Source organism: Burkholderia pyrrocinia (assembly GCF_001028665.1).
GTDB classification, from domain to species: Bacteria; Pseudomonadota; Gammaproteobacteria; order Burkholderiales; family Burkholderiaceae; genus Burkholderia; species Burkholderia pyrrocinia.
The window spans coordinates 323,007-347,181 of the sequence record NZ_CP011505.1 but is presented as its reverse complement, the minus strand read 5'-3'; the positions used below and the strand labels follow the sequence as shown (position 1 = coordinate 347,181).

The 24,175-nt window shown below is 66.4% G+C and carries 21 protein-coding genes; 8 read left to right on the top strand and 13 right to left on the bottom strand.

Features of this window, described 5'->3' with window-relative positions; translation table 11 throughout:
• Positions 1-265 precede the first annotated feature (265 nt).
• Positions 266-649: a glycoside hydrolase family 19 protein gene (locus tag ABD05_RS38120; protein WP_148669188.1), complete on the bottom strand. Its 384-nt coding sequence runs from the start codon at positions 647-649 to the stop codon at positions 266-268.
• Positions 650-724: 75 nt separating this feature from the next.
• Between ABD05_RS38120 and ABD05_RS37025 the strand changes: the two genes are divergently transcribed.
• A protein-coding gene (locus ABD05_RS37025; protein ID WP_148669060.1) for an IS3 family transposase occupies positions 725-1,887 on the top strand; the annotation gives its coding sequence in 2 pieces (ribosomal slippage) (positions 725-980 and positions 980-1,887; 1,164 coding nt in all).
• 3 nt (positions 1,888-1,890) lie between these two features.
• Here the strand turns inward: ABD05_RS37025 and ABD05_RS37020 are convergent.
• The 3 genes from ABD05_RS37020 to ABD05_RS31735 form a co-directional block, all read right to left on the bottom strand.
• Complete coding sequence (locus ABD05_RS37020) at positions 1,891-3,021, bottom strand: caspase family protein (RefSeq protein WP_148669187.1); 1,131 nt, start codon at positions 3,019-3,021, stop codon at positions 1,891-1,893.
• A complete protein-coding gene (locus ABD05_RS38115; RefSeq protein WP_148669186.1) occupies positions 3,014-3,829 on the bottom strand; it encodes a lysozyme family protein in 816 nt (271 codons plus the stop codon). The genes ABD05_RS37020 and ABD05_RS38115 overlap by 8 nt, the downstream gene beginning before the upstream one ends.
• A 355-nt stretch (positions 3,830-4,184) precedes the next feature.
• Positions 4,185-5,609 (bottom strand): aminotransferase-like domain-containing protein, encoded by a 1,425-nt coding sequence (locus ABD05_RS31735; RefSeq protein ID WP_047904651.1) that lies wholly within the window; start codon positions 5,607-5,609, stop codon positions 4,185-4,187.
• A gap of 447 nt (positions 5,610-6,056) precedes the next feature.
• Between ABD05_RS31735 and ABD05_RS31730 the strand changes: the two genes are divergently transcribed.
• Positions 6,057-6,371, top strand: coding sequence for a helix-turn-helix domain-containing protein (locus ABD05_RS31730; protein ID WP_047904132.1), 315 nt, complete (start codon positions 6,057-6,059; stop codon positions 6,369-6,371).
• Positions 6,364-8,541 carry a DUF4132 domain-containing protein gene (locus tag ABD05_RS31725; RefSeq protein WP_047904131.1) on the top strand — a complete coding sequence of 726 codons (2,178 nt, stop codon included), beginning with the start codon at positions 6,364-6,366 and terminating at the stop codon, positions 8,539-8,541. Before ABD05_RS31730 ends, ABD05_RS31725 begins: the two co-directional genes overlap by 8 nt.
• 10 nt (positions 8,542-8,551) lie before the next feature.
• Here ABD05_RS31725 and ABD05_RS31720 read toward each other — a convergent pair whose 3' ends face one another.
• Entirely contained in the window at positions 8,552-9,964 is a 1,413-nt protein-coding gene (locus tag ABD05_RS31720) for an aminotransferase-like domain-containing protein (RefSeq protein ID WP_047904130.1), read from the bottom strand.
• Positions 9,965-10,195: 231 nt separating this feature from the next.
• On the opposite strand from ABD05_RS31720, the gene ABD05_RS31715 reads away from it, so the two are divergent.
• Both ABD05_RS31715 and ABD05_RS31710 read left to right on the top strand, forming a co-directional pair.
• A complete protein-coding gene (locus ABD05_RS31715) occupies positions 10,196-11,425 on the top strand; it encodes an NAD(P)/FAD-dependent oxidoreductase (RefSeq protein WP_047904129.1) in 1,230 nt (409 codons plus the stop codon).
• 40 nt (positions 11,426-11,465) lie between these two features.
• Complete coding sequence (locus ABD05_RS31710) at positions 11,466-12,617, top strand: branched-chain amino acid ABC transporter substrate-binding protein (RefSeq protein WP_047904128.1); 1,152 nt, start codon at positions 11,466-11,468, stop codon at positions 12,615-12,617.
• A gap of 25 nt (positions 12,618-12,642) precedes the next feature.
• Here ABD05_RS31710 and ABD05_RS31705 read toward each other — a convergent pair whose 3' ends face one another.
• The 3 genes from ABD05_RS31705 to ABD05_RS31695 form a co-directional block, all read right to left on the bottom strand.
• Positions 12,643-13,563: a hypothetical protein gene (locus ABD05_RS31705; protein ID WP_047904127.1), complete on the bottom strand. Its 921-nt coding sequence runs from the start codon at positions 13,561-13,563 to the stop codon at positions 12,643-12,645.
• Positions 13,564-13,664: 101 nt separating this feature from the next.
• Positions 13,665-13,988, bottom strand: a complete 324-nt coding sequence (locus ABD05_RS31700) for a TfoX/Sxy family protein (RefSeq protein ID WP_047904126.1) — start codon at positions 13,986-13,988, stop codon at positions 13,665-13,667.
• Between the two features lie 238 nt (positions 13,989-14,226).
• Positions 14,227-15,948: a site-specific integrase gene (locus tag ABD05_RS31695; RefSeq protein WP_047904125.1), complete on the bottom strand. Its 1,722-nt coding sequence runs from the start codon at positions 15,946-15,948 to the stop codon at positions 14,227-14,229.
• A gap of 305 nt (positions 15,949-16,253) precedes the next feature.
• Here ABD05_RS31695 and ABD05_RS31690 point away from each other — a divergent pair, with 305 nt between their 5' ends.
• A complete protein-coding gene (locus ABD05_RS31690; protein WP_047904650.1) occupies positions 16,254-17,438 on the top strand; it encodes a tetratricopeptide repeat protein in 1,185 nt (394 codons plus the stop codon).
• A gap of 135 nt (positions 17,439-17,573) precedes the next feature.
• On the opposite strand, the gene ABD05_RS31685 is transcribed toward ABD05_RS31690, so the two are convergent.
• Entirely contained in the window at positions 17,574-17,765 is a 192-nt protein-coding gene (locus tag ABD05_RS31685; RefSeq protein ID WP_047904124.1) for a DUF2964 family protein, read from the bottom strand.
• 15 nt (positions 17,766-17,780) lie between these two features.
• The gene (locus tag ABD05_RS31680; RefSeq protein WP_047904123.1) at positions 17,781-18,260 is read right to left on the bottom strand and encodes a universal stress protein; all 480 of its coding nucleotides are present in this window, start codon (positions 18,258-18,260) and stop codon (positions 17,781-17,783) included.
• Positions 18,261-18,547: 287 nt separating this feature from the next.
• Here ABD05_RS31680 and ABD05_RS31675 point away from each other — a divergent pair, with 287 nt between their 5' ends.
• Positions 18,548-19,309, top strand: a complete 762-nt coding sequence (locus ABD05_RS31675) for a 2-keto-4-pentenoate hydratase (protein WP_047904122.1) — start codon at positions 18,548-18,550, stop codon at positions 19,307-19,309.
• A gap of 238 nt (positions 19,310-19,547) precedes the next feature.
• The gene (locus ABD05_RS31670; protein WP_047904121.1) at positions 19,548-20,960 is read left to right on the top strand and encodes a hypothetical protein; all 1,413 of its coding nucleotides are present in this window, start codon (positions 19,548-19,550) and stop codon (positions 20,958-20,960) included.
• A 42-nt stretch (positions 20,961-21,002) separates the two neighbouring features.
• On the opposite strand, the gene ABD05_RS31665 is transcribed toward ABD05_RS31670, so the two are convergent.
• The 3 genes from ABD05_RS31665 to ABD05_RS31655 all read right to left on the bottom strand — a co-directional run bounded on the left by ABD05_RS31665 (position 21,003) and on the right by ABD05_RS31655 (position 24,074).
• Positions 21,003-22,055 (bottom strand): helix-turn-helix domain-containing protein, encoded by a 1,053-nt coding sequence (locus ABD05_RS31665; RefSeq protein ID WP_047904120.1) that lies wholly within the window; start codon positions 22,053-22,055, stop codon positions 21,003-21,005.
• A 148-nt stretch (positions 22,056-22,203) separates the two neighbouring features.
• Positions 22,204-22,536: a hypothetical protein gene (locus tag ABD05_RS31660; protein WP_047904119.1), complete on the bottom strand. Its 333-nt coding sequence runs from the start codon at positions 22,534-22,536 to the stop codon at positions 22,204-22,206.
• Positions 22,537-22,568: 32 nt separating this feature from the next.
• Positions 22,569-24,074, bottom strand: a complete 1,506-nt coding sequence (locus ABD05_RS31655) for a hypothetical protein (protein ID WP_047904118.1) — start codon at positions 24,072-24,074, stop codon at positions 22,569-22,571.
• Between the last annotated feature and the right edge of the window lie 101 nt (positions 24,075-24,175).

Genomic DNA, 24,175 nt, shown 5'->3' with positions numbered 1-24,175 from the left:
CCAGTTGCTGTCATTGACCCGTGCCATTGGCCTGATGTCTGAATGTCGGTTACGAGACCTCAAATGGACGGTTTCAATGTCACGGCGGCTAACACACGAGACAGACAACGCTGGCGGGCGTCGCAATATCGCGCCATTGTCGCGCCCATCGGATCGACTGGACCATCGTAGCGACGCACGAGGTCAGTCACCGAACCGCGTTGCGGGAATTGAATTCGCTTCATGATAGACCAGCAATTTACGAGCCGTTATATCCAGAAGCGCCTCAATTGATGGCTTCCTTCGCCAGCCGAACCCAGGTTCTCCGCGCTGCTATTTTTTCGGGGTTGGCGGGCGTGCGCAACCTATGCGCGACCTCTGCTAGATCGTCAGAGTCGGCCGCCGCGTTGACCTTGTATGCAGACCATATTGCCGCCGAAATCGCAAAATCAATCTCTGGATCATCGGCCAAATCTGGCGAGTCTAGAAGATTCACTCCGATCATTTCCCCGAAGCGCTTATAATTTTCCCGACCGGTGACGAAGAAACCGAACGGACCGCGACCGCGATAGCGCCACCCATCGCCGCTATCGGGACCTCCATTTCCCAGAGTGTTGGCGTGAATCGTATTGGCGACTGCTTCAGGCTTGCCAACGATGGCTTGCGCCATTTCATCTGATATGTAGTGGTCTAATGAATCCGGACACTGATTTAGGCGAGAATGTTCGCCATGAAGAGGTGTCTGATGAGCAAGCAACGACGTACGTTTTCCCCGGAGTTCAAACAGCAAGCCGCCTGTCTGGTGCTCGACCAGGGCTATAGCCATATGGAAGCAAGCCGCTCGGTCGGCGTCGGCGAGACGGTGCTGCGCCGCTGGGTGCAGCAACTTCAGATGGAACGCCAGGGCGTCACGCCGCAGGGCAAGGCAATCACGCCGGATCAACAGCGTATTCAGGAACTCGAGGCGCGTATCGAACGCCTCGAGCGTGAGAAGGCCATTTTAAAAAAGGCTACCGCGCTCTTGATGTCGGAAGGCATCGAACGTACGAAGTAATTGATCAGATTGGCGCAAGCGAATCGGTCGAGCTGATCTGCGCGGTATTCGACGTGTCGCGGTCCTGCCTGTATGCACACCGATGGCGAGCCCGACGCGTTGATGCCGAGCGAATGGCACTGCGTAGCCGGGTACACGAGCTGTTCATCGAGAGTCGAAGCTCTGCTGGCAGTCGCAGCATCATGGGCATGATGCGCGAGGAAGGTACGGCGATTGGCCGCTTCAAGGTCAGCCGCTTGATGGAAGAACTCGGGTTGATCTGCAAGCAGCCGGGCCGCCATGCCTACAAGCAGGCCACGGTCGAGCGGATCGATATCTCGAACCATCTCAATCGCGAATTCGAGGTTGGTACGCCGAATCAGGTGTGGTGTGGTGACATCACGTATGTCTGGGCGCAGGGCCGTTGGCATTATCTGGCCGTAGTACTCGACCTGTTCACGCGTCGGGTTGTTGGCTGGGCGTTCTCGACACGCCCTGATGCCGATCTGGTCGTGCAGGCGTTGGAGATGGCCTATGAGCAACGTGGTCGACCGCAAGGCTTGCTGTTTCACTCGGATCAAGGCGGCCAATATGCAAGCCGGAAATTCCGTCAGCGCCTCTGGCGCTATCGGATACAGCAGAGCATGAGCCGTCGAGGAAATTGTTGGGATAACTCCCCGATGGAGAGGCTGTTCCGCAGCTTCAAGACCGAATGGCTACCGTCAGTGGGCTACATGTCGGCGCAGGAGGCACACCGGGACATCAGCCACTACCTGATGCACCGGTACAACTGGATACGGCCGCATCAGTTCAATGACGGACTGGCGCCGGCGGTTGCGGAAGAAAAACTTAACGCAGTGTCCGGGATTAGTTGACCACTACAATAGCACCTTGTTCGACCAGTTTTTGCGCAAGTCCGCGGCCGAATATCCGAATTTCTCGTTGGACACGGTGAATCCGCCCGACTCGTGACCGATATTCCCGAGGAAGTAAGCAAGCCGGTTCGGCGAATCGATCGCGTACTTGGCGAGTACGTCACGACGCTTAAGCAGGGCGTCCGCAAGAGACTCCCTCCCACGGAAAAATGCCACAAGCTTTGCGCGGTCGAGGCTAGCTAGGAACGGAGAAATTGTCGCGGCCCCATTAGGTTTTGGTTTATCAGGCACACTTTCCAACGTGCCGCTGGCAAAGCTCCACCGACCAGACGCGTTAAGACCGTCAACTAACAACGGCGATTGCGCTGCATCCGTGTCGGTGTACACGAGGGTCTTTACGTCGTCGAATAGCAGTACAAGCGGTTCGCCCCCATGTTGCTCGAGTGCTTCAATCAAGCGGCGAGAAAACGGGCTGCTGGAAAGCCCTGGGCCTTCGTCAGCGGTCTCACCAGCGCGAGTGGCGTAAGCAATGAGCATGCTGGCGTGCTGCCCCATATCGTGCAATCCTTTCGGGTCTTTTGGATTGCCTTTGGACTTGTACCAACTGCGGCATGCATCGAGGACCACTATGTTGACTGGCGTGTTTGCATCTTCAAGTGCCAGCAGCAGTGGTGGCAAAGGAGTTCCTGCAGTTCGAACGTCCGCAGGCGTCCGTGCTCGAGCATCGATGGGAAGGAGATAGTTGACACCGAACTCGTCTTGCGCCGCATGACCAGCATAATAGAAAAAACCGACGGCGTTGGGTCCGGCGGAACGCAGCCGGTCACCAAACGCGGCGACAGCAGCGGTCAAATGCGACTGATCGAGGTCAAGACTGTCTGGTTGCAATGCAAAACCCAGTTGCTGCAACTGTTTTGCCAGTCTTTTGGCGTCAGCTAGCGCATTCGGCAGCGGGTCAAGGGCGGTGTAGTGTGTGTTACCGATGACGAGTGCGATGCGCGCCGGCAGTGGTGCGCTGGCCCCGCAGCATGCGAGCGACGCCACAACAAGGAGCGATCTTCTGGCGCGGCCCAGCTGAGTCCAGTGATGTCGAAGAAGGTGTTCAACATTGGCGATCGCAATCGGGTCAAGCATGGAGTCCTCGTTCGAAGAGCGCAGCTTCTGCCTCACGTCGAAGGACTAGACCTCGAGAATCGGGGGTTGTCCAAAGTCTCTTCATCGAACGAATGCGGTCCGGCACTGACTTGAATTTTTTGGCTGCCATCAACTGCTTTATTTCATACATCTCCAGTCGGGACTTACTGTTACGAACGATCGCAGGTCCGCGGTTGTAGATCAGTGAGACCAAAGCGCCAAAGCTATCATCGGACAACGCGTTGCAATTAGGGAAAGCGCCTTCGGTCTGCTTGGTTGGATATGGCAGAAACGCTAAAAACTGGCTATTCGCAGCAGGCCATGGAATGTCGACGTCGTGAACTTGGGGCAAAGCCGCCTTTGCCGCTTGTCCCGAGAGTGTAGCCACTTTCAAAAGCGCGGCCCGATCAGCCGTGCTTAACATGGGCCAATCACGGTTTATGTACCTAGCATTTGCGTAGCGCAAGTCATACCCCACTCCGATAGTCACGCCTGACGCACCCTTTGGCCAGATCGGCCGGCGATATTTTCGTTCATAGACGGCTGGACTGGCGATCTCACAGGAAACAATGAGATCGATCGCCGCTTGGCTAAGCTTACGTTTGGAGGGTTCACCGTGACCAACCCCTCGGCTTACGGAAGGCTCTCGGTATTTCCAGCCAGCCTCGACCATCTCCGAGTCAGCCTGGATTCGGCTGAGCAACGCTTCAAACGAGCCCGGCATCGCTTGTCGTTCGTCTGCCGAGGCGGACAGATGTTCGACGAGTGCGCCTGAGGCAATCCCCGAAATAAAGAGTCGTCTATCCATGGAACCCTCATTTTCTTTATGAATAAGCCAAGTCGGTAAGATCCTCGCAAATCACCATTTCCACGAGCCGTTGTTCCATCGAATCGGCTGTTGAAGAGTAGTTCAGCCCGAGCATGAGTAGTGAATAAGGGAAACGATAATGTGGGCGTTGACGGAATACGTTGAAAACCGTTTGTCAGGCTCCGTCATCACCGGCAGAACTCTACTGCGAAGCGGTCATCGACGCTTGCACTGGGGCATGACCGCTCCGGGTCGGCAAGCAACATCCACAGGAATCCACGAAGACCCAAGAAAAAGAAAAAGCCGGCACAAGGCCGGCTTCGTCGTCGAAGCGCAAGACACCACACACGCCCTGTCACTTCATGCACGCCGCGGCCAGCTTCCCGACCGTGATCACCGCCTGCTCGATCTCCGGCGACCACGGGCTGCTGTAGTTCAACCGGATGAAGTTCCGGTAGCTGTCGGTAATCGAAAACATGTAGCCAGGCCCGATCGTGATCCCCTGCTCCAGCGCAAGCTGATACAACCGCATCGCATCGACCTGCACGGGCAGTTCGACCCACAGCACATACCCGCCGGCCGGACTCGAAATGCGCGTGCCCTCCGGAAAGAACCGCGACACCATCGCACGCATCAGATTCGCCTGCTGTGCATACGCCTTGCGTAAGCGCCGCAGGTGATGCTCGTAGCCGTCGCGTTCGAGAAACTCCGCGATCGCCAGTTGCGGCAACGACGGCGTCGCGAGCGTATTCAGGAATTTCAGCTTCTCGACCTGATCGCGATAGCGGCCCGGCAATGCCCAGCCGATCCGGTATGCAGCCGTCAGGCTCTTCGAGAACGACGAGCAATGCAGCACGATTCCGCTGCGGTCGTAGGACTTCAACGAACTCGGATGCGTATCGCCGAAATACAGTTCGTTATACACACCGTTCTCGATGATCGGCATACCGGCCTTCGTGGCGAACTCGACCAGCTCGCGCTTGCGCTCGTCGGGCATCTGAAAGCCCAGCGGGTTCTGGAAGTTCGGCATCACCATGCACGCGGCGATCGGCTGCGACTTCGCGATCGCGGCCAGCGCGGCGATGTCGATCCCGTATTCCGGATGCGTCGCGACCTCGATCGCCTTCATCCCCATCCGCTCGATCGCGTGCAGCATCGCGTAGAACGTCGGCGACTCCACCGCGATCGTATCGCCCGGCTTTGCGACCGCCTGCAGGCACAGGTTGATCGCCTCCGTCGCGCCCACCGTCACGATGATCTCGTTCGGGTCCACCGACATCCCGTTTTCCAGGTAGCGGCGCGCAATCTGCCGGATCAGCCGCGGATGGCCGGGCGGCAGCCCGTCCGTCACGCCCGACAGCGACTTGTCGCGGCCGGCTGCATACGCGTAGCGGTTCAGCTTCTCGAACGGGAACAGGCTCGGGTCCGGGTACGGCGAGCCGAGCGGCACCGCGTCGTCGGTGCCGATCGAGCGCAGCGTCGACAGCACGAGCCGGCTCACGTCCACCGACGACGAAATCGCGATCGGCTTCGACGGTCGCAGCTCGCGCACCGGCGCATGACTGTCGTCGCGGCGCAGGTTCACGAAATAGCCCGACTGCGGCCGGCTTTCCAGCAGCCCGCGGCTTTCGAGCAGCAGATACGCATGCAGCACGGTCGTGATGCTGATCCGGTGCTGCTGGCTCGCCTGCCGCACCGACGGAATCCGGTCGCCGTGCCGGTACACGCCCTGGCGGATCAGGCGCTCGATATCGTCCGCGAGTTTTTCATAGAGTTTCATCGCGCGCCTCCCGTCGGCATGCGCCGCCGCGCCGCCATGCTGCGCGCGTCCGACACGCGCGTGTTCCACCCGCCGACCAGGCCGTCGTGATTCCTGATCTTTCCCTCCGGTTTTGCTTTTTCCATCGCACTGGCTCTCTCTTGAAGATGCGCCGGCAGGGTTCCGGTATGACTGGATCTGCGGCACTGTGCACTTGATGGTGGAATCTTAAAAGCAGAACAGTCGGCGACGAGCACACACATCGATCGTGCGAACAAGAGTACAGTTCGGCGCGAATCGCGTATGACGGGATAACTGTGCGTCTTATGAAATGACCGGGCGGCCGGAAGCCTTGCGCGGCGCCGCCGGCGCCGGCCCGAAGCGACGGCCGCACGGTCTTTCGTCCGACGATCGCAATTGGGGTGCAATACTGTGCGGTCGCACGGTTTTCACGGGTGGAGTCCGACCATGCAGCACACGATCGAACAGGCATCCGGCCTTGGCGGCGCGATCCGCGCGGCCCGGAAAGTACGGAAATGGCGCCAGAACGATGCGGCTGGCCGTCTCGGCGGTAGCGAATCGGTCATGGTCAAGGCCGCAGGCGGCGCGGGCACCGTCCGGTGGGGCAAGGTGTTCCGGATCCTGCAGGGGCTCGGCGTGCAGATCGTCATCGACCTCCCCGATGCGAGCGGCGCGCCGGTCGAACGCGAATCGGCTCGCGCGAGCCGCCGCGCCGACATCCGCGCATCGCGCGCCGCCGGCAAGGAGAGCGCATATGACTGACCGCGCGCTCGCCGCCCTGCTCGTTGCGCGGCTGACCGGCACCGCCGACCATCCGCGCTTCACCGGCACGCCGATCGACCTGTCGACGCTCGACGCGCACACGCTCGGCACGGTGTGGCCGGCGCTGCGTCGCACCGAGCGCGAGATCATCCAGCGCGACTTCGCGTACGACGACCCCCGCGCCGAATTCGTGCGCTGGCTGCACGGGCAGATCGATGCGCTCGGCCTCGTGCCGCTCGTCGACGCCGATACCGCACTCGAACTGTTCCGCGATATCCCTCCCGGCGCGTGGCAGCGCGCGCTGCAGGAACTGCCCTGCCTCGACGCGCTGCCGTCGCCCGCGCTGCAGGCCGAGCTTGCGCGCATCGCGGGCGAACCGGAGGAAGGCGGCCTGCGCGCCGCGTCCGCGTATGGCGCGTATGCGCTCGACTGGTTCGCCGGCCGCCGCGACTTCTCGGCGCGACGCGACGCGTATGCGCAAGCGCTGGCGGATTCGCCGTTTCGGGTGCGCGAACTCAACGTGCTGCCCGAACTCGGGCCGGCCGCGCTGCTCGCGCTGGCCGCGACGCACGACGGCTATTTCGCGCCGAAGCGGCTGTGGATCGACTTCAGCGATCCGGCCGTCACGCTCGCGGAAGACGCCGCGTACGTCGAATTCGCGCGCGACGCGCTGACCGAGGCCGCGCGGCAAGTCGCGGCGATTCATGCCGGCACCGTTCCGTACCAGGCCGATCGCGCGTTCACGACCGACGACGCGCAGGTCGTCGCCCGCGCGGCGCGCGTGGCCGCCTATCGCGACGAAGCGTGGCTGCGCCCGCTGATCGGGCCGCTGCTGACGGGCGTGTGCGTCGCGCCGACCGCCGCGAAGACGGCGCCGTCGCAGTCGCTCGCGATCGCGCTCGGCCACGCGGTCGAGACGATCCCGACACCCGAGAGCGTGCGCGCGCTGCGCGACGCGCTGGCCGCCGTGCGTCATGCCGGCGTGCAGAAGAAGCTTGCGCGCAACCTGAAGCCGGCCGAACGCGCGCTCGGCGAGCGGCCGCATACCGCGCTGCGCATGACGCTCGACGCGAAGCCCGACAACAAGCAGCTCGCGATGCTCGCCGCGTGCATGGAAGCGGGCTTCTGGCAGCCGATCACGCTCGGCCATGCCGAATGGCGCGAGCGGCTCGTCGATGCGCCGGCCGGCGCCGCGTTCTCGACGCGCATGATCTGGCAAGCGCGCGGCCATGACGGGACGACGCTGTCGTTCATGCCTGACGTCGCGAAGGGCAAGGTCGTGCTGCGCGACGCGGCGGGGCACGCGTGCGACATCGCCGACGACAGCGACATCCGCTTATGGCACCCGCTGCTGGCCGATGCGGACGAGCGGCTCGCGTGGCAGCGCGCGATCGTCGGCCGCGCGCTGCGGCAGCCAATCAGGCAGGCATTCCGCGAGTACTACGTGCCGGAGGAAAGCGACGCCGCGGCCAGCGATTCCGCAATGTTCGAAGGTCACGTGCTGTCGAGCCGGCCGCTGCTCGGCGTCGCGCGCCGCGAAGGCTGGTCGATCCGCGCATACGACGACGGGCTCGTCCGCGAATTCGGCGACGTGCGTGCAACCTTCGTCGTCGATGCCCGGCTCTATCCCGGCTCGGAAAGCCATGGCACGTCGCGCCGGCTGCACGTCGAACGCCGGCACGAGCGGCGCTGGGTGCCGCTGCCGATCGGCGAGATCGATCGTGTCGTGTTCTCGGAAGTGGCGCGCGCGGTCGACCTGCTCGTCAGCGTGTCCGCATTCGCGCTCGACGACGACGCGACGCGCGCGGCCACCGCCGCCGCGCTCGCGGTCGATCCGGTTCGCCAGCGCGACATCGACGCGGAACGCTGGCAGCGCCTGAACCGGCTGTCGGATTTGCCGCTGGGCGTGATGGCGCGCCATCGCAAGCACGTGCTGTCGCTCGTGTTCGCCGACGCGATTGCGCAAGGAAGGATGGCGATCGACGAACGCCATGTGCGCGTCGGCGCGTGGTCGGTGCATTGCGCGACCGGCCGCGTGACGCGCGACGGCGAGCCCGTCGAACCCGCGACCGAGCCGCCGCCGTCGCCGCTGCGCGCGGTGCCGTGGCTGCCTTACGACGAAGCGCTGCTGCAGCGGATCGTCGACGTCGTCGCGGGCTTGCTCGACTGAGCGCCCGCCGTCAGATCGAACCGAACAGCGCGCGCGGCCGGTCCTTCAGCGTGCCGGACAGAATCCGCAGCCCGTTGACGAGCTCGTCGCGCGTGGCCGGGCACGCGAGGTTGATGCGCACGCCGTGTTCGATTTCCGCGCGGTCGACCGCGAACGTCGACGACGGCATCACGATCACGCCGCGCGCCTTCGCGTTCGCGGCGAAGTCGTCGGCGCGCCACGGCGGCGGCAGCCGCAGCCACACGAACATGCACGCAGGGTCGGACTTCAACTGCCCGGCCGGCAGCAGTTCCCGCGCGAGATCGACGCGCGCGCGGATCTCCGCGAGTTGCGCGGCCATGATCCGCTCGGCGGTGCCGTCCTCGATCCATACCGTCGCGATCAGCATCGAGATCGGCGCGGGCATCCACGCGGTCGTGCGCACCGCTTCCGCACATAGCGCGACACTGTCGCGCGGGCAGCTCAGGTAGCCGAGGCGCAGCCCCGGCGCGAGGATCTTCGACGTCGCGCCGATATGGAACGTCAGCTCGGGGCACAGCCCCGCGATCGCCGGCAGCCGGTCGCGTACGAGCGGGCCGTACACATCGTCCTCGATGATCGTCACGTGATGGCGCCGCGCGATGTCGACGAGCGCCATCCGGCGCGCGAGGCTCATCGTCGTCACGGTCGGGTTCTGCAGGTTCGGCACGACGAAGATCGCCTTGACCGGCATGCGCTGGCAGATCCGCTCGATCTCGTCGGGCAGCAGGCCGTCGTCGTCGGACGGCGCGCTGACGATCTCGAACTGGAACACCGGCGCGAGCGCCTTGAGCCCGTAATACGTGAGGCGATCGGCGACGATCACGCCGTCGGTGCCGATCAGGCTGTTCAGCACCGCATACAGCCCGTGCTGCGCGCCGCTCGTGACGACCACCTGGTCGCTCGACGGCGCGAAGCCGGGCGCGGCAAGCCACTGTGCGCCGGCCGCGCGCGCCCAGTCGGGCCCCTGCGGCGGCTGGTATTCCTGCAGCGCGGCGAAGCGCGGGTCGTTCGGCAGCGTGCCGAACGTCCGCGCGAGGCTCGCGAGAAATTCGCCGGTCGCCGGGCGGTTCACGGTCAGGTCGATCACGCCGTTGCCCGCCGCGAGCCATGCACGGGCCGGCGCGATGCTCGGCATCGCGCCGCCGGTGACGAGCGAGCCGCGGCGCTTGCTGCCGATCACGAGGCCGCGCAGTTGCAGTTCCTTGTAGGCGCGGGACACGGTCGACACGTTGATGCCGAGCTCGGTCGCGAGCTGGCGCTGCGGCGGCAGGCGGCTGCCCGGCGGATACGTGCCGTTGCGGATTTCCTCCTCGATCGAGCTCGATACCTCGACATAAGTCGGCCGCTTCGCCTGCACCGGCTCGCCGCTGTCGCGCTCGCCGGAAAGTTTGTCTGATGCCATTTATCGCCTGTGACCACACAAAAAGCGTTTGTCTGCCATTTTTGCCTGCCCAGCGATTGTATATGACATCCCTTCCCCGTCAAACGTCAGCAGAAAAGTCTGTTGAATCAGCCAGTTGAAATCGGGTAAACACTAGCGCCACACAATCTCATTTTGATTGCACACAAAAAATTACTGTGTGATTCTTAATCGCAACTTTGTGTGAACCATGTGTGCCGGAGGGGATGCGTCATGGCGAACGTCGCCATCGTGGGTGCAGGCTTCATCGGGCTCGGCGCGGCGGCATGGCTGCAGCGCGACGGGCATCGCGTGACGCTGTTCGATCCGGCCGGCGTCGGCCACGGCGCGTCGTTCGGCAACGCCGCGACGTTCGCGCCATACGGCTGCGTGCCGGTGAACGGCCCGTCCGTGTTCCGCAACATCCCGCACTTCCTGTTCGCCGCCGACAGCCCGCTGCGCATCCGCTGGCCATACCTGTTGCGCGGCGCGCCGTGGCTCGCGCGGTTCCTGCTCGCATCGACGCCCGCGCGCCACGTACGCAGCGCGAGTGCGCTGGCCGCGCTGCTGTCGCGCGCCGCCGACGGCTATGCGCCGCTGCTCGCCCCGCCGCGGCTCGCGGCGTTCGTGCGGCCGCGCGAATGCCTGTACCTGTACGCGCGGCAGGCGTCGTTCGATGCCGCGCAGCCGTCGCTCGCGCTGCGACGCCGGCTCGGCGTGCCGTTCGAGCTGCTCGACGCGAGCGCGATCCGCCGGCTCGAGCCCGCGCTCGCGCCGATCTTCGCGCGCGGCGTGCTGTTCGTCGGAAGCTGGCATTTCTCCGATCCGCACGGGTTTCTCGGCGAACTGTTCGCGCATCTGGCAACCGGCGGCGCGACGCTCGAACGCGAGTGCGTCGCGCGGATCGAGCCCGTCGGCGACGGCGTTCAGGTGCATGCGGGCGGCTCGGTGCGCGCCTTCGACCACGTCGTCATTGCCGCGGGCGCCCGCTCGCGTGACCTCGCCGCTGCGTGCGGCGACGCCGTGCCGCTCGATACCGAGCGCGGTTATCACGTGCAGTTCGCCGCGCATGAGCAGATCGTCACGCGGCCGGTCGGCTGGGCCGAGCGCGGTTTCTACATGACGCCGCTCGACGAAGGGTTGCGCGCGGCCGGCACCGTCGAACTCGGCGGCTTCGACGCGCCGATGAACCGCTCGCTCGTCGCGCTGCTCACGCGCTCGGCACGCGAGGCGCTGCCGTCGCTCGGCGCGCCGACGCGCAGCTGGCTCGGCTTCCGGCCGACGCTGCCGGACGGCGTGCCGGTCATCGGCCACGCACGTGACAGCGCGCGCGTGATCCACGCATTCGGTCATCAGCATCTCGGCGTGACGCTCGCCGGCATCACCGGGCGGATCGTCGCCGACCTCGTCGCCCAGCGCGCACCGCCGCTGGACCTCACGCCATACCGGGCCGCGCGATTCTGACGCGCGCCGCGACTTCAACCACTGCAAGGAGGCATGCATCATGAATCGTCGTAACTGGCTGGTTTGGCTGGCCGTCTGCTCGATCGGCACGGCCGCCGCGTCCGCGCAGGCCGCGGACCCGGAAACCGTCAAGATCGGCTTCGCCGGCCCGCTGACGGGGCCCGTCGCGCGCGTCGGCAAGGACCTGCAATACGGTGCGCAACTCGCGCTCGACGAGGAAAACGCGAAGCATCCGACCATCGGCGGCAAGCCGGTGCGCTTCGTGCTCGACGTGCAGGACGACCAGGCCGATCCGCGCATCGCGATCCAGGTCGCGCAGAAACTCGTCGACGACGGCGTAATCGGCGTGATCGGCCACTACAACTCGGGCTGCAGCATCCCCGCGTCGGCCGTCTACCGGCAGGCGAACGTCGCGATGATCACGCCCGGCTCGACCAATCCGCAACTGACGATGCAGGGCTTCAAGAACGTGTTCCGCACGATGGGGCACGACGGCATCGGCGGCGTGGTGGCCGGCCGCTTCGCGGTCGAGCAGTTGAAGGCGAAGCGGATCGGCATCATCGACGATCGCACCGCGTTCGGCCAGGGCCTCGCCGACGCGTTCGAGAAAGGCGTGAAGGACGCGCACGGCAGCATCGTCGGCCGCGAATACACGAACGACAAGGCTGTCGATTTCCGCGGCATCCTGACGACGATGAAGAGCAACAACGTCGACCTGCTGTTCTTCGGCGGGCTCGACGAACAGGGCGCGATGCTCGTCAAGCAGATGCGCTCGCTCGGCATCCGCGCGCAACTGTTCGGCGCCGGCGCGCTGAAAAGCAATGCATTCCTGAAGATCGCCGGCAATTCGGGCGAAGGCACGCAGGATCTCGAACCGGGCCCGGCGCTCGACAAGCTGCCGTCCGCCGTCGCGTTCGCGCAGCGCTACAAGGCGCGCTTCAACCAGGACGTCGAGCTGTATGCGCCGTTCGCGTACGACGCGGCGCTCGCGATGATCGCGGCGATCCGCAAGGCCGATTCGGTCGATCGCGGCAAGGTCGTCGCGAGCCTGCCGGGCGTGTCGGTCACGGGCGTGACCGGGAAGATCTCGTTCGACGAGCGCGGCGACCTGATCAAGCCACCCTACACGCTGTTCCGCGTCGAACAGGGGCAGTGGCACAGCATCCGCACGGTCGGCGGCGCGTCGAACTGAGCGGCAAGCCGGCGGACGGCGCCGCCTACCGCTCCGCCTGCTGCCGCTGCACTTCCTGCGCTTTCATCTGCAGATACGCGCTCTTTTCCACTTCGTGTAGTTGCTGCGGATACTGCTCGGTCGCGTCGAACCAGCGCGCGAGGCGCTGGTCGAGCGGCTTGTCGAGCGTCGCGAGATACGTGTCGATCGCGAGGTAGTAGCGCATCGTGTTGCGCTCCAGCAGCCCGCGCACGCCGCCGATGTACTGCGGCTGCGCGGCCGATGCGCCGCCGACGGCCGTGAACCCGACCTTGTCGCTGCCGACCGTCGCGAGGTAGGTCTTCATCGCCATCCGGCCGACCGTGCCGAAGCCGTACGAATACGTGAGATGCAGGAACGTGCGCGACGCGCCGACCGGCACGGCCTCCAGCGCGATCCGGTAATCCTTCGTGCCCATCGGGCCGCTGTCGGCGGTCAGGTCGACCTGGAAATAGTCGGGCGTCGCGGCCGCCACGCGATAGCGGAACTGCAGGCGATAGGTATCCGGGAGCTTCTGCTGGATCTTGCGGCCGACGTTCACGTCGAGCACCGGGCCGTTGCTGCCGCTCGACGCATGACAGTACTTCGTGTTCAGGTGCAGGATCAGCACCGCGCACCAGTTCGCGGGGCCTTGCGCGGGATCGTTGAGCTGGCCGTTCACGACCGCGAACGGATAGTCGACCAGTGCGTAGATGTCGCCCTTCAGCGACGACGACGCCTCCGACGATTCGAGGTACAGCGGCCGGTGAAACGCGTTGTCCTTCAGCTGCGCGCCGAGGCCGTGGTAACGGTCGAGCAGCGCCGCCGCGCCGCCTGCGCCTTCCGCGCCGAACGACAGCGCGCCCCAGCCGACACAAACGGCCGCGACGAGCGCGTGCCAGGCGCGACGGGCAAGCCACCTGCCGCGCGGATGTCCGGATGTTTCCATTCTTGTGCTCCCTCCGGGCGCGCGGTGGTCGCACGCATGTGTCACAGAATACGCCTGCGCAGTGCACGACGTGACGCGACGTGGCGCGTCGCGCACGGCCGCTATCGGCTTCGCTTCACCGGCACCGGCAACTGCGCGGCAGTGATCCGGATCAGCGCCGACAGCCATTCGCGGTCGTCCCAGCGATCGCCGGCGATGACGAGGTGCGGCTTCGCGCCCGGATACGGCGGGCCTTCTTCGCAGGCGCCGAGAAACGCGCGGCCTTCGGGTGTCGGCTTGACGAACAGCCGGTCGTCGCAGACGAGCGCGACCATCTTGCCGTCGCAATAGATGCCGTATTCGCCGAACATCTTGCGGGCCGATACCGTGCCGGCCGCCGCCATCTGCTCGACGATGAAATCGACCGTACCCTGGCTCGATGCCATCCGCTGCTCCTGGTGAAAAAGTTTATGACCGCCGTGTGCGCCGGACCGTTCCGTCTTGTCGGCAGATACGCTGCGGCGCGTCATCCATGCGTCGACGGAAAGCGCATTCAGGCACGCGGGTGCGCCTTCCAGGCCAACAATCTCCTGACACGCCTGACAGTTACATCGCGGCCCGATGAATCGCCCGATAGCGCTTCACGAAAAAATGGCGCAGACGTGACGCCCCCGCACATTCCGCCTACTTGTCGGCCGCAAACGCACTCGACATCTGCCGCGCCCGCTTCACATCGTCGCCATGCAGGTAAATCGACGTCGTCGAGATCGACGCATGCCGCAAGTTGTCGCGCACCGTCGTCAACTCGGCCCCGCGCGCGAGCGCGTGCGTCGCATGCGTATGACGCATCCAGTGCGGGCTCGCCTGCCGCAGCTTCTGCGCGAGCGCTGGGTTATCGGCATCGACGACGTCGGCCGTCTGCGCGAAAAAGCGCTGCATCACCTTCCACAGCCGCACGCTCGTGATCGCGGCCGCGCCGTCTTCCGCGAGGCTCGGGATCAGCGGCGTATCGGGCCGCCAGCGCGCCGGCGTGACCGGCAACCGTCGCGCGACCAGGTGACGATCGAGCGCCGTGCGCGCCAGCGGCGGCAGCGCGACGCGCGCGGCCTTGCGCCCCTTGCCGATCACCTTCAGCCACGCGTCGCCGTGCGCGTCCGTCTCGATGTCGCCGAGCGTCGCGCCGACCAGCTCGCTCGCGCGCAGCCCGGTCGCATAGCCGAAATCGAGGATGAAGCGTAGCCGTTGCGCGGCGGCAAGCGTCCAGCCGGACGACACGTCCTTGCGGAACTCGAGCCCGTCGGCGATCGTGCGGACCAGCAGCCACTCGCCTTCGGTGAACGCATGCGACGTGTCGAGTGCGTTCGCGCCGCGCGTGTCGCGCACCTTGACGCCCGCGAACGGATTCGCGAGCAGGTAGCGCTGCTCGATCAGCCAGCGGAACAGCGCGCCGAGCACCGACAGCGTGTACGCCGCCGAGCGCGCGGACAGCCCGCCCGAGAACGGCCGCCAGTCGGGTGCGCCGCGCGGCCGCACGGGCCCGACCCAGCGTTCGTGCGGCGTCGGGCGGCGCACGAACGCGCGATACGCGACCGCATCCTCGGTCGTCAGCGACGACAGCGCACGGCCGCGCTCGACGATGGCCCACAGGATCAGCCGCTCGGCCTCCTTCCGGTATGCGCGCCGCGTCGCCGCCGATTCGTGCAGCGACAGCCAGGCGTGCACGGCCGCGTAATCGTTGTCCGCGTCGAGCGTGCTGGTCGCGCGCGGCGCGCGGAACGTGCCGGCCGAGCCGTCGACCTCGTGCGGCAGCTTCAACTGCTCCCACGGCACGATGGTGCCGCGCGGCGTCGCGGCGATCAGCGCGCGCGCCCGTTCGGTCAGGTCCGGATGCGCGGCGAAGAATGCCTCGATGCGTCGCGCGCCGGCCATGCCGAGGCCCGGAATCGCACTCCACCACTGGCGCCGGCGCGGAATCCGCACGGTCAGATCGGCGAGCGTCGCGATCCCGTGCGCACGCAGCGCAGCGACCGCGCGTGCGGGCAGCCACAGCCCGACGTCGTCGCTGATCTGCGGGATCGGCGCGCGCGCATGACGCAGCAGGCCGATCGCTTCGGCTGCGGCCTTCGCCTCCCGTAAACGCTCACCGTCGGGATGACCGAGTTGTTCCGCGACATCTGGCCGGCCGGCCTGCCGCGCGACGCGCATGAGGCGACGGCGAATGTCGCCGATCACGCCGCGCGCCGACCGTCCTTCGCCGAGACGATCGGGCAGGTAGCGCTCGACGGCCTGGCGCACGGTCATGCCCGCGTACCACGCACGCAGCGCGGCCAGTTCGTCGGCGTCGGGAAAACCTGCGGGTGCAGGCGCGGAATCGGAGGAAGGCGGTGGGGCGAGGCGCGGTTTCATGGGCGCCAGTTTGACAGAAGCAAGCGCGACCGGAAACGTTGGGCGCGGCGTCCGGCGTGTCGATCGACGCGAGTGCACGACACGTGCCTGTTATGCTGCGCGCTGCATTCGCGTGTCGCCCGTCCGCCGCTTCCACGCATCACGGTGCGGCGGGCGGCATCCGCATTGAATTGCGCTGGACGATCCGGCTATCCGCATCGGGATTCGCAAGCCGCAGCCCGTCGTTTATCGAAGGTTGCGCGGGTTGTTCAGTGCATTTCCGGCCGTCGGTCAATAAAACCCTTACCTACAAGAACCGCAAATTCATGACATCCCGCCTTCTCTCCGCGCTCGTTGCCGCGACCCTGAGCTGCACCGCCCTGCCCGCCGCACACGCGCGTACCTACATCGCACCGACGGCGCCGCTCGGGAAAGGCGCTCACGTTCACCAGTTCGTGCTGCGCGACCCCGTCACGCACCAGCCGCTGCCGAATGCGCGGTACCGGCTGTTCCTGCCCGGTCAGGTCATCGCGGGCCTGCCCGTCAAGCCGAGCGAGCACGACAGCGTGATCTTCGGCACGACCGACGCCGCGGGGCGCACCGTCAAAATCCGGCTGCCGAAAGTTCATCCGCAGAAGCAGTGGGTGTTCAACGCGATCGTCGGCGAAGGCGACATGGGCGAATCGTTCCGGCTGGTCGATCCATCCGGCAAGGAGCCGCTCGGCCACTTCCCGTATGTGCTGGACGTGGAAAACGAATATCTCGCGTGCGGCTACTCGGATGAGAACGGCTACACCTACTACGCGCAATCGCGCACGCCGCGGAACCTCAACCTCTACACCGGGATGCTGGCCGGTTCCGCCGACGCCGACTGGTGCGCTGGCCCGGGCGCGGCCATCGCGAACGGCGCGAATGCTCCGGGCGCGCCGGACCTGTACACGCAATACCTCGGCAGCCTGGTGGCGAACGGCAACCAGATCAGCGCCGAATTGCGGCAACAGATCGTCACCAAGCTGCTGTCGCTCGCGATCGCCGGGCACGACGCGGGCCGCGTCGCCGCCGTGCTCGACCTCGGCGACATCCCCGACGACCGGCTGAATGACATCGGTTATCGGCTCGCCGATGCGGGCGTGGAAGTCGAGCGCGGGCTCGCGATGATCGACGCCCATCTCGCGAAATCGCCGGACGATGCGTATGCGCTCGACAGCAAGGGCTGGGCGCTGTATCGCCTCGGCCGCAACGACGAAGCACTGACGTGGTTCGACCGGTCGATCGCGATCTTCGCGAAGGACGGCGACGACGCGAACACCGCGCGCGAAGCGCATGCGACGGGCCTGACGCACAAGGGCGAAGTGCTGTGGAAACTGGGCCGGAAGGATGAAGCGCGCGATGCGTTCGCGCAGGCACGGCAGATTCAGCCGAAGAACGCGGAGCTGGAGGAGACGTTGAAGCGGCTGGAGATACAGGTCGGGCAGGACAACGCGAAAGCGCCGGGTACGGCAAGCGAGTAAACGGGGAAACAGCGCGGCAGCGCTGCGCGAAGCGACGAGACCGGCGCGGCAGCGGCTATCGCCGGTCGTTCGGAAAGCGGTTGCCGGCCGCTTCCGTCACCGTCGACCGGAAGAAGCCCGCCAACCGCGCCCGCGTCACTCCTCGCCTTTCGCACCCGGATTGAGCATCACGACGAAGCCGGCCACGCCGGCGACCAACGCGATCGCACCGCCGCGCAGCGCCACGCCTGAATCGAACAGCAGCCCGGTCACGACGGCCATCATTCCCGCGAGCGAAACGAACACGGCGATCGCCGCGACGACGATCCGGTACTGGCGGCGTATCATCGCGCGCCCGCCGCGTTACGCTGCAGCAGCGGCAACTGGAACATCGGCATCGTCGCCGCGAATCAGCAGCACCGGGCATGTCGAGCCGCGCACGAAGCGCTCGGCAACGCTGCCGAGCAGCACGCGCCGGATACCGCGCCGCCCGTGCGTGCCGACCACCGCGAGATCGATCCCGCGCTCCTTCACGTAGCGCTGCAGGCGTTCCGCGATGTCCTCGCCGATGCTCTCGGTCTCGACGAGTTCGGCTTCGCCCTTCGCGCCGGCCAACGCGATGATCTGTTCGGCTTCGCGCAGCACCTTGCAGCCGTCTTCGCGGATTTCCTCGACGAGCGCATGCGGGTCGAAACGGCCCGCGTAAGTGAACAGCACCGACTTGTCGACCACATACACGACGCTGACGTGCGCGTCGCCCGCCAGTGCCACCTTCACTGCCTCGGCAAGCGCCTGTTTCGACGAAGCGCTGCCGTCGACGGCCACCATGATCTTCTCGTACATGCGAACCTCGCTGGGGTGAACTGCCGCGCGCCCTATCGCGCGCAGCCATGTCACCATCATCGGCCGACGACCGGTTCGGTTGTTGACGGCGATCAAGCGTCGCGGGAACCCGGCCATGTGGCAAAGCGACGCGCCGCACGTGTCCGCCCTTCGTGCCTGCTGCCGGTGTTGCGCGCGTGGCCGGCGACAGGCTGCCGCGCAGCGACCGCGCCGAAGGCGCTATCATCGGAGCTTCAACCTTCGTCCGGCCCTTTTTTGCCGGCTCACTTTCAATTCGCTCAACCGACATGACAACGACTACCGAACGCGTGGACGGCGCCGCCCAGCATCTCGTCGCCGCCCGCCATGCCGGCTCGCCCGGCCCGCTGCTACCCGATGCGCTGCGCCCCGAGGACGTCGACACCGCGCTGGCGATCCAGCAGCGCGTCGCCGACCTGCTCGGCGAACCCGTCGGCGGATGGAAATGCGCGCTGCCGCCGCCCGACCGCGTGATCCTCGCGCCGATCTTCGCGTCGACGATCCGCGAAGCCGATGCGCCGTACCGCGTCGTCGGCGGGCCGATCGTGCGGATCGAACCGGAAATCGCGTTCGTGCTCGATCGCGACCTGCCCGCGCGCGAGCAGCCGTACGACGAGAACGACGTGCGCGCCGCGATCCGCGAAGTGCGCATCGTGCTCGAAGTGCTCGGCTGCCGTTATGCGGAACCGGCGCGCGCGTCGAAGTTCGAGCTGCTGGCCGACGGGCAATTCAACCAGGGGCTGTGCGTCGGCCCTGTCGTGCACGACGGGCTGAACGTGCCGCTCGCGACGCTGGCGCTGTCGTTCGAAGGCGCGCTGAACCGCGCGATCGACGGCCGTCATCCGGACGGCGATCCGCTGAAGCCGCTCGTGTGGCTCGTCAATTTCCTCGCGTCGCGCGGCGATGCGGTACGCGCCGGCCAGATCGTGACGACCGGTTCGTACGCGGGCGCGATCGACGTGCCGCTCGGCGATGCGCTGACGGTCCGCTTCGGCGAGCTCGGCAGTTTATCGGTGACGTTGACGGCGTGATGTGTCGGGCGCGCTGCGGCCCGACCTGATTTCCTTGGTCGACGTGACGTGCAGGACAAACCTGCGACTATTGATCGTCGCCGAGGTCGGCGGATGCATCGCCGGTTGCGTCGAAGTCAGGAAGGACGGCACCGCCACCCTGCCTGTCCGGCCCGCTCCGGCGTGATAACGTTGCACATCAACGCGCGCCCCGGCCCGAACACCGGGCCTGCGAACCGCATCCACCCCGATACCTGCCATGTCGATGACACCGCTGCCCGCCCTGCTCGACGAAGTCCTGCGCACCGTCGCTCGCCGTTACCGGCTGCCGCCGCTCGACCGCGCGTCGTCGCCGGCCGACGCCGCGAACCCGGCCGCCACCCTTGCAATCGTGATCGAGGAAGCGCGCCGGACGCGGAGCGACGGACAATCTCCCGGCATCGAACTGCAGCAGCGCTTCGTCGATGCGCTCGCACGGATGATCCGCGACGCGATGGACAGGCAATCCGGCGATCCCGCCTTCCAGGCTGCCGTGCTGCGGCACGATGCGCCGAGCGTGCGCGAATACGCGTCGTTGCACGCGCACGGCGAGCAGGACCGGCGCGCGCTGCACTCGGCCGTCAACGCGATCGCGCACCCGGCCAAACTCGAGCGCAGTGCCCAGGCGTGGCAGCGCGACGGGCTCGCGCGGCTGCATGCGGCCGCAACGTCCGCGTCGTGGGCCGATCTCCATGCCACGCTGCAGCACCTGCTCGCGCTGCCCGACATGGCGACCGACGCCGCTTTCGCGCAGGACATCGCCAAGCTGAAGGATGGTGCGGCGCTCGAACGCCTGCTGCGTCTCGATGCGCTGGCGTCGGACGAGCACGTTCGTCGATACCGCGCACTTTGGGTACGCCAGGGGCCGCTCGAAGGCAGCACGATCGCGGTCGCGCAGGGCGCCGCATCGCAGCAGCGCGGCGCGGCCGTCGAAGCGCTGGCCGCACAGGTGCTCGACGCATTGGCCGGCAGGCTCGAAGCCGTGGACGAGCAGCGCACGTACCGGGTGGTCACATCGATGCGCGTGCCGTCATCGATACCGGGCCGGCACGACCGCGCGAAGACCGAATGGGATGCGATCCTGCTCGAACGTCCGCGCGGCGATGAAGCGGCGCCCGCATGGAACGTCCGCTTCCTCGTCGAAGCGAAGGCGTCCGCGGATGCGGCGACGACCGATTTGCCGCGGCTGCTGCGCGGCCTGAACCTGCTCGCGCAGGCCGACGCGGACACGATCTATTCGTTCGAGACGCACCAGGGCACGGTGCGCGTGCACGGTGCGTCGCTCCGTTCGCTGACGACCGACGACGCGGCACTGCAACGGGAAGTGCTCTATTGCTGCGATGCGTCCGCGGACGCGACGCCGCGCCTGTTGGGCGCCGCGAGCCGGATGCAGTTGCTGTCGGCGCAGGCGAGCCTCGAATACGCAAGCGCGCTCGCACGGCAGCCGGATGTCGATCCGGGCGGCCTCGGCGTCATCTGGCACGCGCTGCTGGCGCTGCCGCAATGGCATGCCGTGCTGCATCAATATCCGTCGTTGCGGCAGGTCCGCGAACTGATGGTGGCGATCGACGACTTGCGGGCCGCGATCGACGATGTCGCCGACGATGGTGTCGCGAGCAGCGTGTGGGCGTGATGCACGAGCCGGGCCGTCACGCAACGGCAACGCGCCGCCCGCTCAGTTGGTGAGCACGCCGAACGGCAGCGTCCACCCCGCCAGCCGGCTGCCGTCGGCCCATCGATCCTCCACCGCGTCGCAAGGCAGCAGAATCGGCGCGGCCGCACATTCGAGCGTTTCCTTCGGCGTATGGCCGAACTCCGCCTTGAACACCCGGTGGAAATACTTTTCGTCGGGAAAGCCGTGCGCCCACGCGATTTCCGCGATGCGCTGATGCCTGCGCTGCGGATCGCCCAGCACGTGGTACGCGTGACGCAGCCGCCTGCGCGTGATCTGCCGCATCACGCCGCCCTCTTCCTTGAACAGTTGATAGAGCCGCGCTCGCGACACGCCAATGTCGCGGCAGATCCGGTCGGGCGTGAGGTCGGGCTCCAGCAGATGCGTGTCGATGTAGCGCCGGACCCGCTCGACCAGCGCGTTGTCGATCGGGCCGCGCGCGTCGTGCAGCGCCTGCGCGGTCGGCGACACCGCCGCGGCCAGCAGCAGCAACACCGACTGCACGATGCTCGGCACCTCGTGCATGCGCAGGTTCGGCAAGTTCCGGAACAGCGACAGCATCTGGTCGCCGAGCAGGCGGCCCACGCCGCTCGTCAGCGTCTGGCCGTGCAACTGCGCCGCGTGGCTCGGCAGCAGGTATCTGGGCACGACCAGGCTGATCACGTCGCCGGCGTCGACCTTGCAATCGTTGATCTGCGCGACGTCGTAGACGAACAGGTCGCCGGCGCCCTTGACCAGTTCCGGCCCGCCGATGCGGCTCGCAAGGCGCCCGCCCAGCAGCAGCGTGAACCGGATCGAATCCTGGCCGTCGAGCCGGATCCGCCGTGTGGTCCGGTGGACCGTATAGGTCGGTGCGCGCGACCGCCAGTGCCGGCCCGACAGGATCAACGGGCCGAGCGCCGCGCCGCTCGCTTCCGCGTCGAACGCGCCGTGGCCGCCGTCGTCATCGAGCCGGTAGTCGCACAGCATGTCCTTGACCCAGACGTGGAACCGGTCCGGTTCGGGGTAGTCGATCGTGCGAAACTTGAAAACAGGGACGAATGCCGCTTGATCCATGACAGTTTTTTTATCGAGCCGACGGGAAAGGATGAATCGGTTCGTCGATTATCGGACCAAACTGCGCCGGCGCAAGGCCGACGCGGCATATCGTCCACCGAAGCGGTCGACCGACGCCCTGCGACGGGCGTCGTCGTCATCGCGGCCATCAGCGCTGCGGATGGCATTCCCAGTTGTTGTACGTCGGCCGGTCGATCGGCGTGAGCCCCGGAATCATGAACACCGTACAGCCGAAACGCCGCCCCTTGCCGGTCGTCGCGTCGTAACTCACCTTCTGGCCGCCCAGCGCGTCCTTCTTCCCGTACTGCACGTTGGCGATCGTGATCTCGTCCGACGACGCCAGCCCGAGCGTCTTCGCGGTCGACGTCTGGACGTCGACCATATTCATCTGCGTCGTGCCGCACGCAGACAACACGAGGCCGGCGACCGCCGCGCCCAGCGCGGTCCGCAAGGTGACGGCGCACTGCAAGACTTGCTTCATGACTTCTCCTTCGAATTCCCGACGCGGCACGATTACGAGCCCGGCGTGTAAAAACTGGACTGGATCTGGCTGCCGACGTTCGCGACGAACGATTGCCAGACGAGCGCCATCGCCCCCGCGGCGTTGACCGCCAGCGCCGGCCATGACCCGTCCTGCGGATCCAGCGTCGACGTGCTCCACGCACCGTTCCGATAGCCGGCCACGAGGAGGACCGACGCGTTCGGTGTACCCGTGTCCTGCCAGGCGACGGTCACGTTGCCGGCTGCGTCGATCACCAGCGGCGGGTACTGGAGCGCCGCCCCGTTCAGGTGTTCGGTCAGCCTCTGCAGCGGCCCCCAGTTACCGCTGGGATCGGACACGCTCGCCTGCAGGACCGCGCCTCCTTCGGCCCACATCGCGGCGGCCACGCCGTTTTCGTTGACGGTCAGCATCGGCGTCGCGATGAAACCGGTCGGCTCCGCGATCGCGGGCGCCACCGGCTGCGCGGGTTGCCACCCGGTTCCGGATACGTAGCGTTGCGACATCGTCGTGGTGAGGATCTTCCCGCCGGTCACGTCGAGTTGCCCCCAGATCAGCGTGATGTTGCCCTTCGCGTCCATGCCTGCGACCGGCGAGATGATCGTCGTAAACAGGCTCGTGTTCGACACGGCCTGATTGACGTTGGTCCAGCCGTTGGTTGCGTCGTACGTGGCCGTCCACAGCGCCGACTTCGTATGGTTGGTCTGCCGCCACGCGAGCACCGCGCGGCCGGACGACAGGACCGACAGCATCGGCCTCACGTTGTCGGTATCGCCGGTCACCGCGCCCGGCCCGGTCTGCACCGGCATCTGGACCAGCGCCGTCGGCGACCACTGTCCGGCCTGCGTATAGCGTGTCCACGCGATGCGCGTATCGAGCAGGCTGATCGACTGTGTCCATGTAACGAGCGCGTTGCCCTGGCTGTCCATGCCGGCCGAATAGGACGAACCGGCCATGTCCGGCACCAGTGCGACCGGCGTGCCCCATCCGCCATTCGGGGTGTACGGGCGCGCCCACAGGGCGTACGTGTTGGGGCCCGGCGTCCATTCGGTCCAGAACGCGACCGCCTGCCCGCTCGCGTTGCCGACCAGTTGCGGCTGCACCCCGGTCAGCGCGTTCATCGCATGCGAACCGTCGCTCGTGTCGAGCCGCGTCGCGCTTCCCCAGCCCGAGCCCGGCACATAGCGCGCACCCCACATCTCGTTGCCGGTCGTACCGGTCGTGCCGTTGGTCATCCAGGTGGCGAGCGCGTTGCCGCTCGCGTCGATCGTCACGCTGGGCTCGCCCTCCGGCCCCTTGCCGTCCACGGCGGCGGCCTTCGACCATCCGGCCTGCGGCTGCGTGGTCCCGCCGCCCGTCGGCCCGCCATTCGAACCGCCGCCGGGCGAGGTCGAGCCGGAAGGTGAACCGGGATTGTTCGGCGTCGACAGCGACGCGCCGCCGTTCGTGGCGACGTCGTCGCCGCCGCATGCGGACAGCGCGAGAACGGCTGCCATGACCATCCATGTAACGGATTTCATCGGAATCCTCTTGTTTTCGTTTGCCGGCGCACTCTCGTCTGCCGTTTGCCGAAACGACGTGCGTCGTCGATCGGCCTATTGATAAGCAATACTATTGAACA

Excerpts from the sequence above, each read along its gene's own strand:
- ABD05_RS38120 (WP_148669188.1), bottom strand. The coding sequence starts at position 649 with ATGGCGCAAGCCATCGTTGGCAAGCCTGAAGCAGTCGCCAATACGATT.
- ABD05_RS37020 (WP_148669187.1), bottom strand. The coding sequence starts at position 3,021 with ATGCTTGACCCGATTGCGATCGCCAATGTTGAACACCTTCTTCGACAT.
- ABD05_RS38115 (WP_148669186.1), bottom strand. The coding sequence starts at position 3,829 with ATGGATAGACGACTCTTTATTTCGGGGATTGCCTCAGGCGCACTCGTC.
- ABD05_RS31735 (WP_047904651.1), bottom strand. The coding sequence starts at position 5,609 with ATGAAACTCTATGAAAAACTCGCGGACGATATCGAGCGCCTGATCCGC.
- ABD05_RS31730 (WP_047904132.1), top strand. The coding sequence starts at position 6,057 with ATGCAGCACACGATCGAACAGGCATCCGGCCTTGGCGGCGCGATCCGC.
- ABD05_RS31725 (WP_047904131.1), top strand. The coding sequence starts at position 6,364 with ATGACTGACCGCGCGCTCGCCGCCCTGCTCGTTGCGCGGCTGACCGGC.
- ABD05_RS31720 (WP_047904130.1), bottom strand. The coding sequence starts at position 9,964 with ATGGCATCAGACAAACTTTCCGGCGAGCGCGACAGCGGCGAGCCGGTG.
- ABD05_RS31715 (WP_047904129.1), top strand. The coding sequence starts at position 10,196 with ATGGCGAACGTCGCCATCGTGGGTGCAGGCTTCATCGGGCTCGGCGCG.
- ABD05_RS31710 (WP_047904128.1), top strand. The coding sequence starts at position 11,466 with ATGAATCGTCGTAACTGGCTGGTTTGGCTGGCCGTCTGCTCGATCGGC.
- ABD05_RS31705 (WP_047904127.1), bottom strand. The coding sequence starts at position 13,563 with ATGGAAACATCCGGACATCCGCGCGGCAGGTGGCTTGCCCGTCGCGCC.
- ABD05_RS31700 (WP_047904126.1), bottom strand. The coding sequence starts at position 13,988 with ATGGCATCGAGCCAGGGTACGGTCGATTTCATCGTCGAGCAGATGGCG.
- ABD05_RS31695 (WP_047904125.1), bottom strand. The coding sequence starts at position 15,948 with ATGAAACCGCGCCTCGCCCCACCGCCTTCCTCCGATTCCGCGCCTGCA.
- ABD05_RS31690 (WP_047904650.1), top strand. The coding sequence starts at position 16,254 with ATGACATCCCGCCTTCTCTCCGCGCTCGTTGCCGCGACCCTGAGCTGC.
- ABD05_RS31685 (WP_047904124.1), bottom strand. The coding sequence starts at position 17,765 with ATGATACGCCGCCAGTACCGGATCGTCGTCGCGGCGATCGCCGTGTTC.
- ABD05_RS31680 (WP_047904123.1), bottom strand. The coding sequence starts at position 18,260 with ATGTACGAGAAGATCATGGTGGCCGTCGACGGCAGCGCTTCGTCGAAA.
- ABD05_RS31675 (WP_047904122.1), top strand. The coding sequence starts at position 18,548 with ATGACAACGACTACCGAACGCGTGGACGGCGCCGCCCAGCATCTCGTC.
- ABD05_RS31670 (WP_047904121.1), top strand. The coding sequence starts at position 19,548 with ATGTCGATGACACCGCTGCCCGCCCTGCTCGACGAAGTCCTGCGCACC.
- ABD05_RS31665 (WP_047904120.1), bottom strand. The coding sequence starts at position 22,055 with ATGGATCAAGCGGCATTCGTCCCTGTTTTCAAGTTTCGCACGATCGAC.
- ABD05_RS31660 (WP_047904119.1), bottom strand. The coding sequence starts at position 22,536 with ATGAAGCAAGTCTTGCAGTGCGCCGTCACCTTGCGGACCGCGCTGGGC.
- ABD05_RS31655 (WP_047904118.1), bottom strand. The coding sequence starts at position 24,074 with ATGAAATCCGTTACATGGATGGTCATGGCAGCCGTTCTCGCGCTGTCC.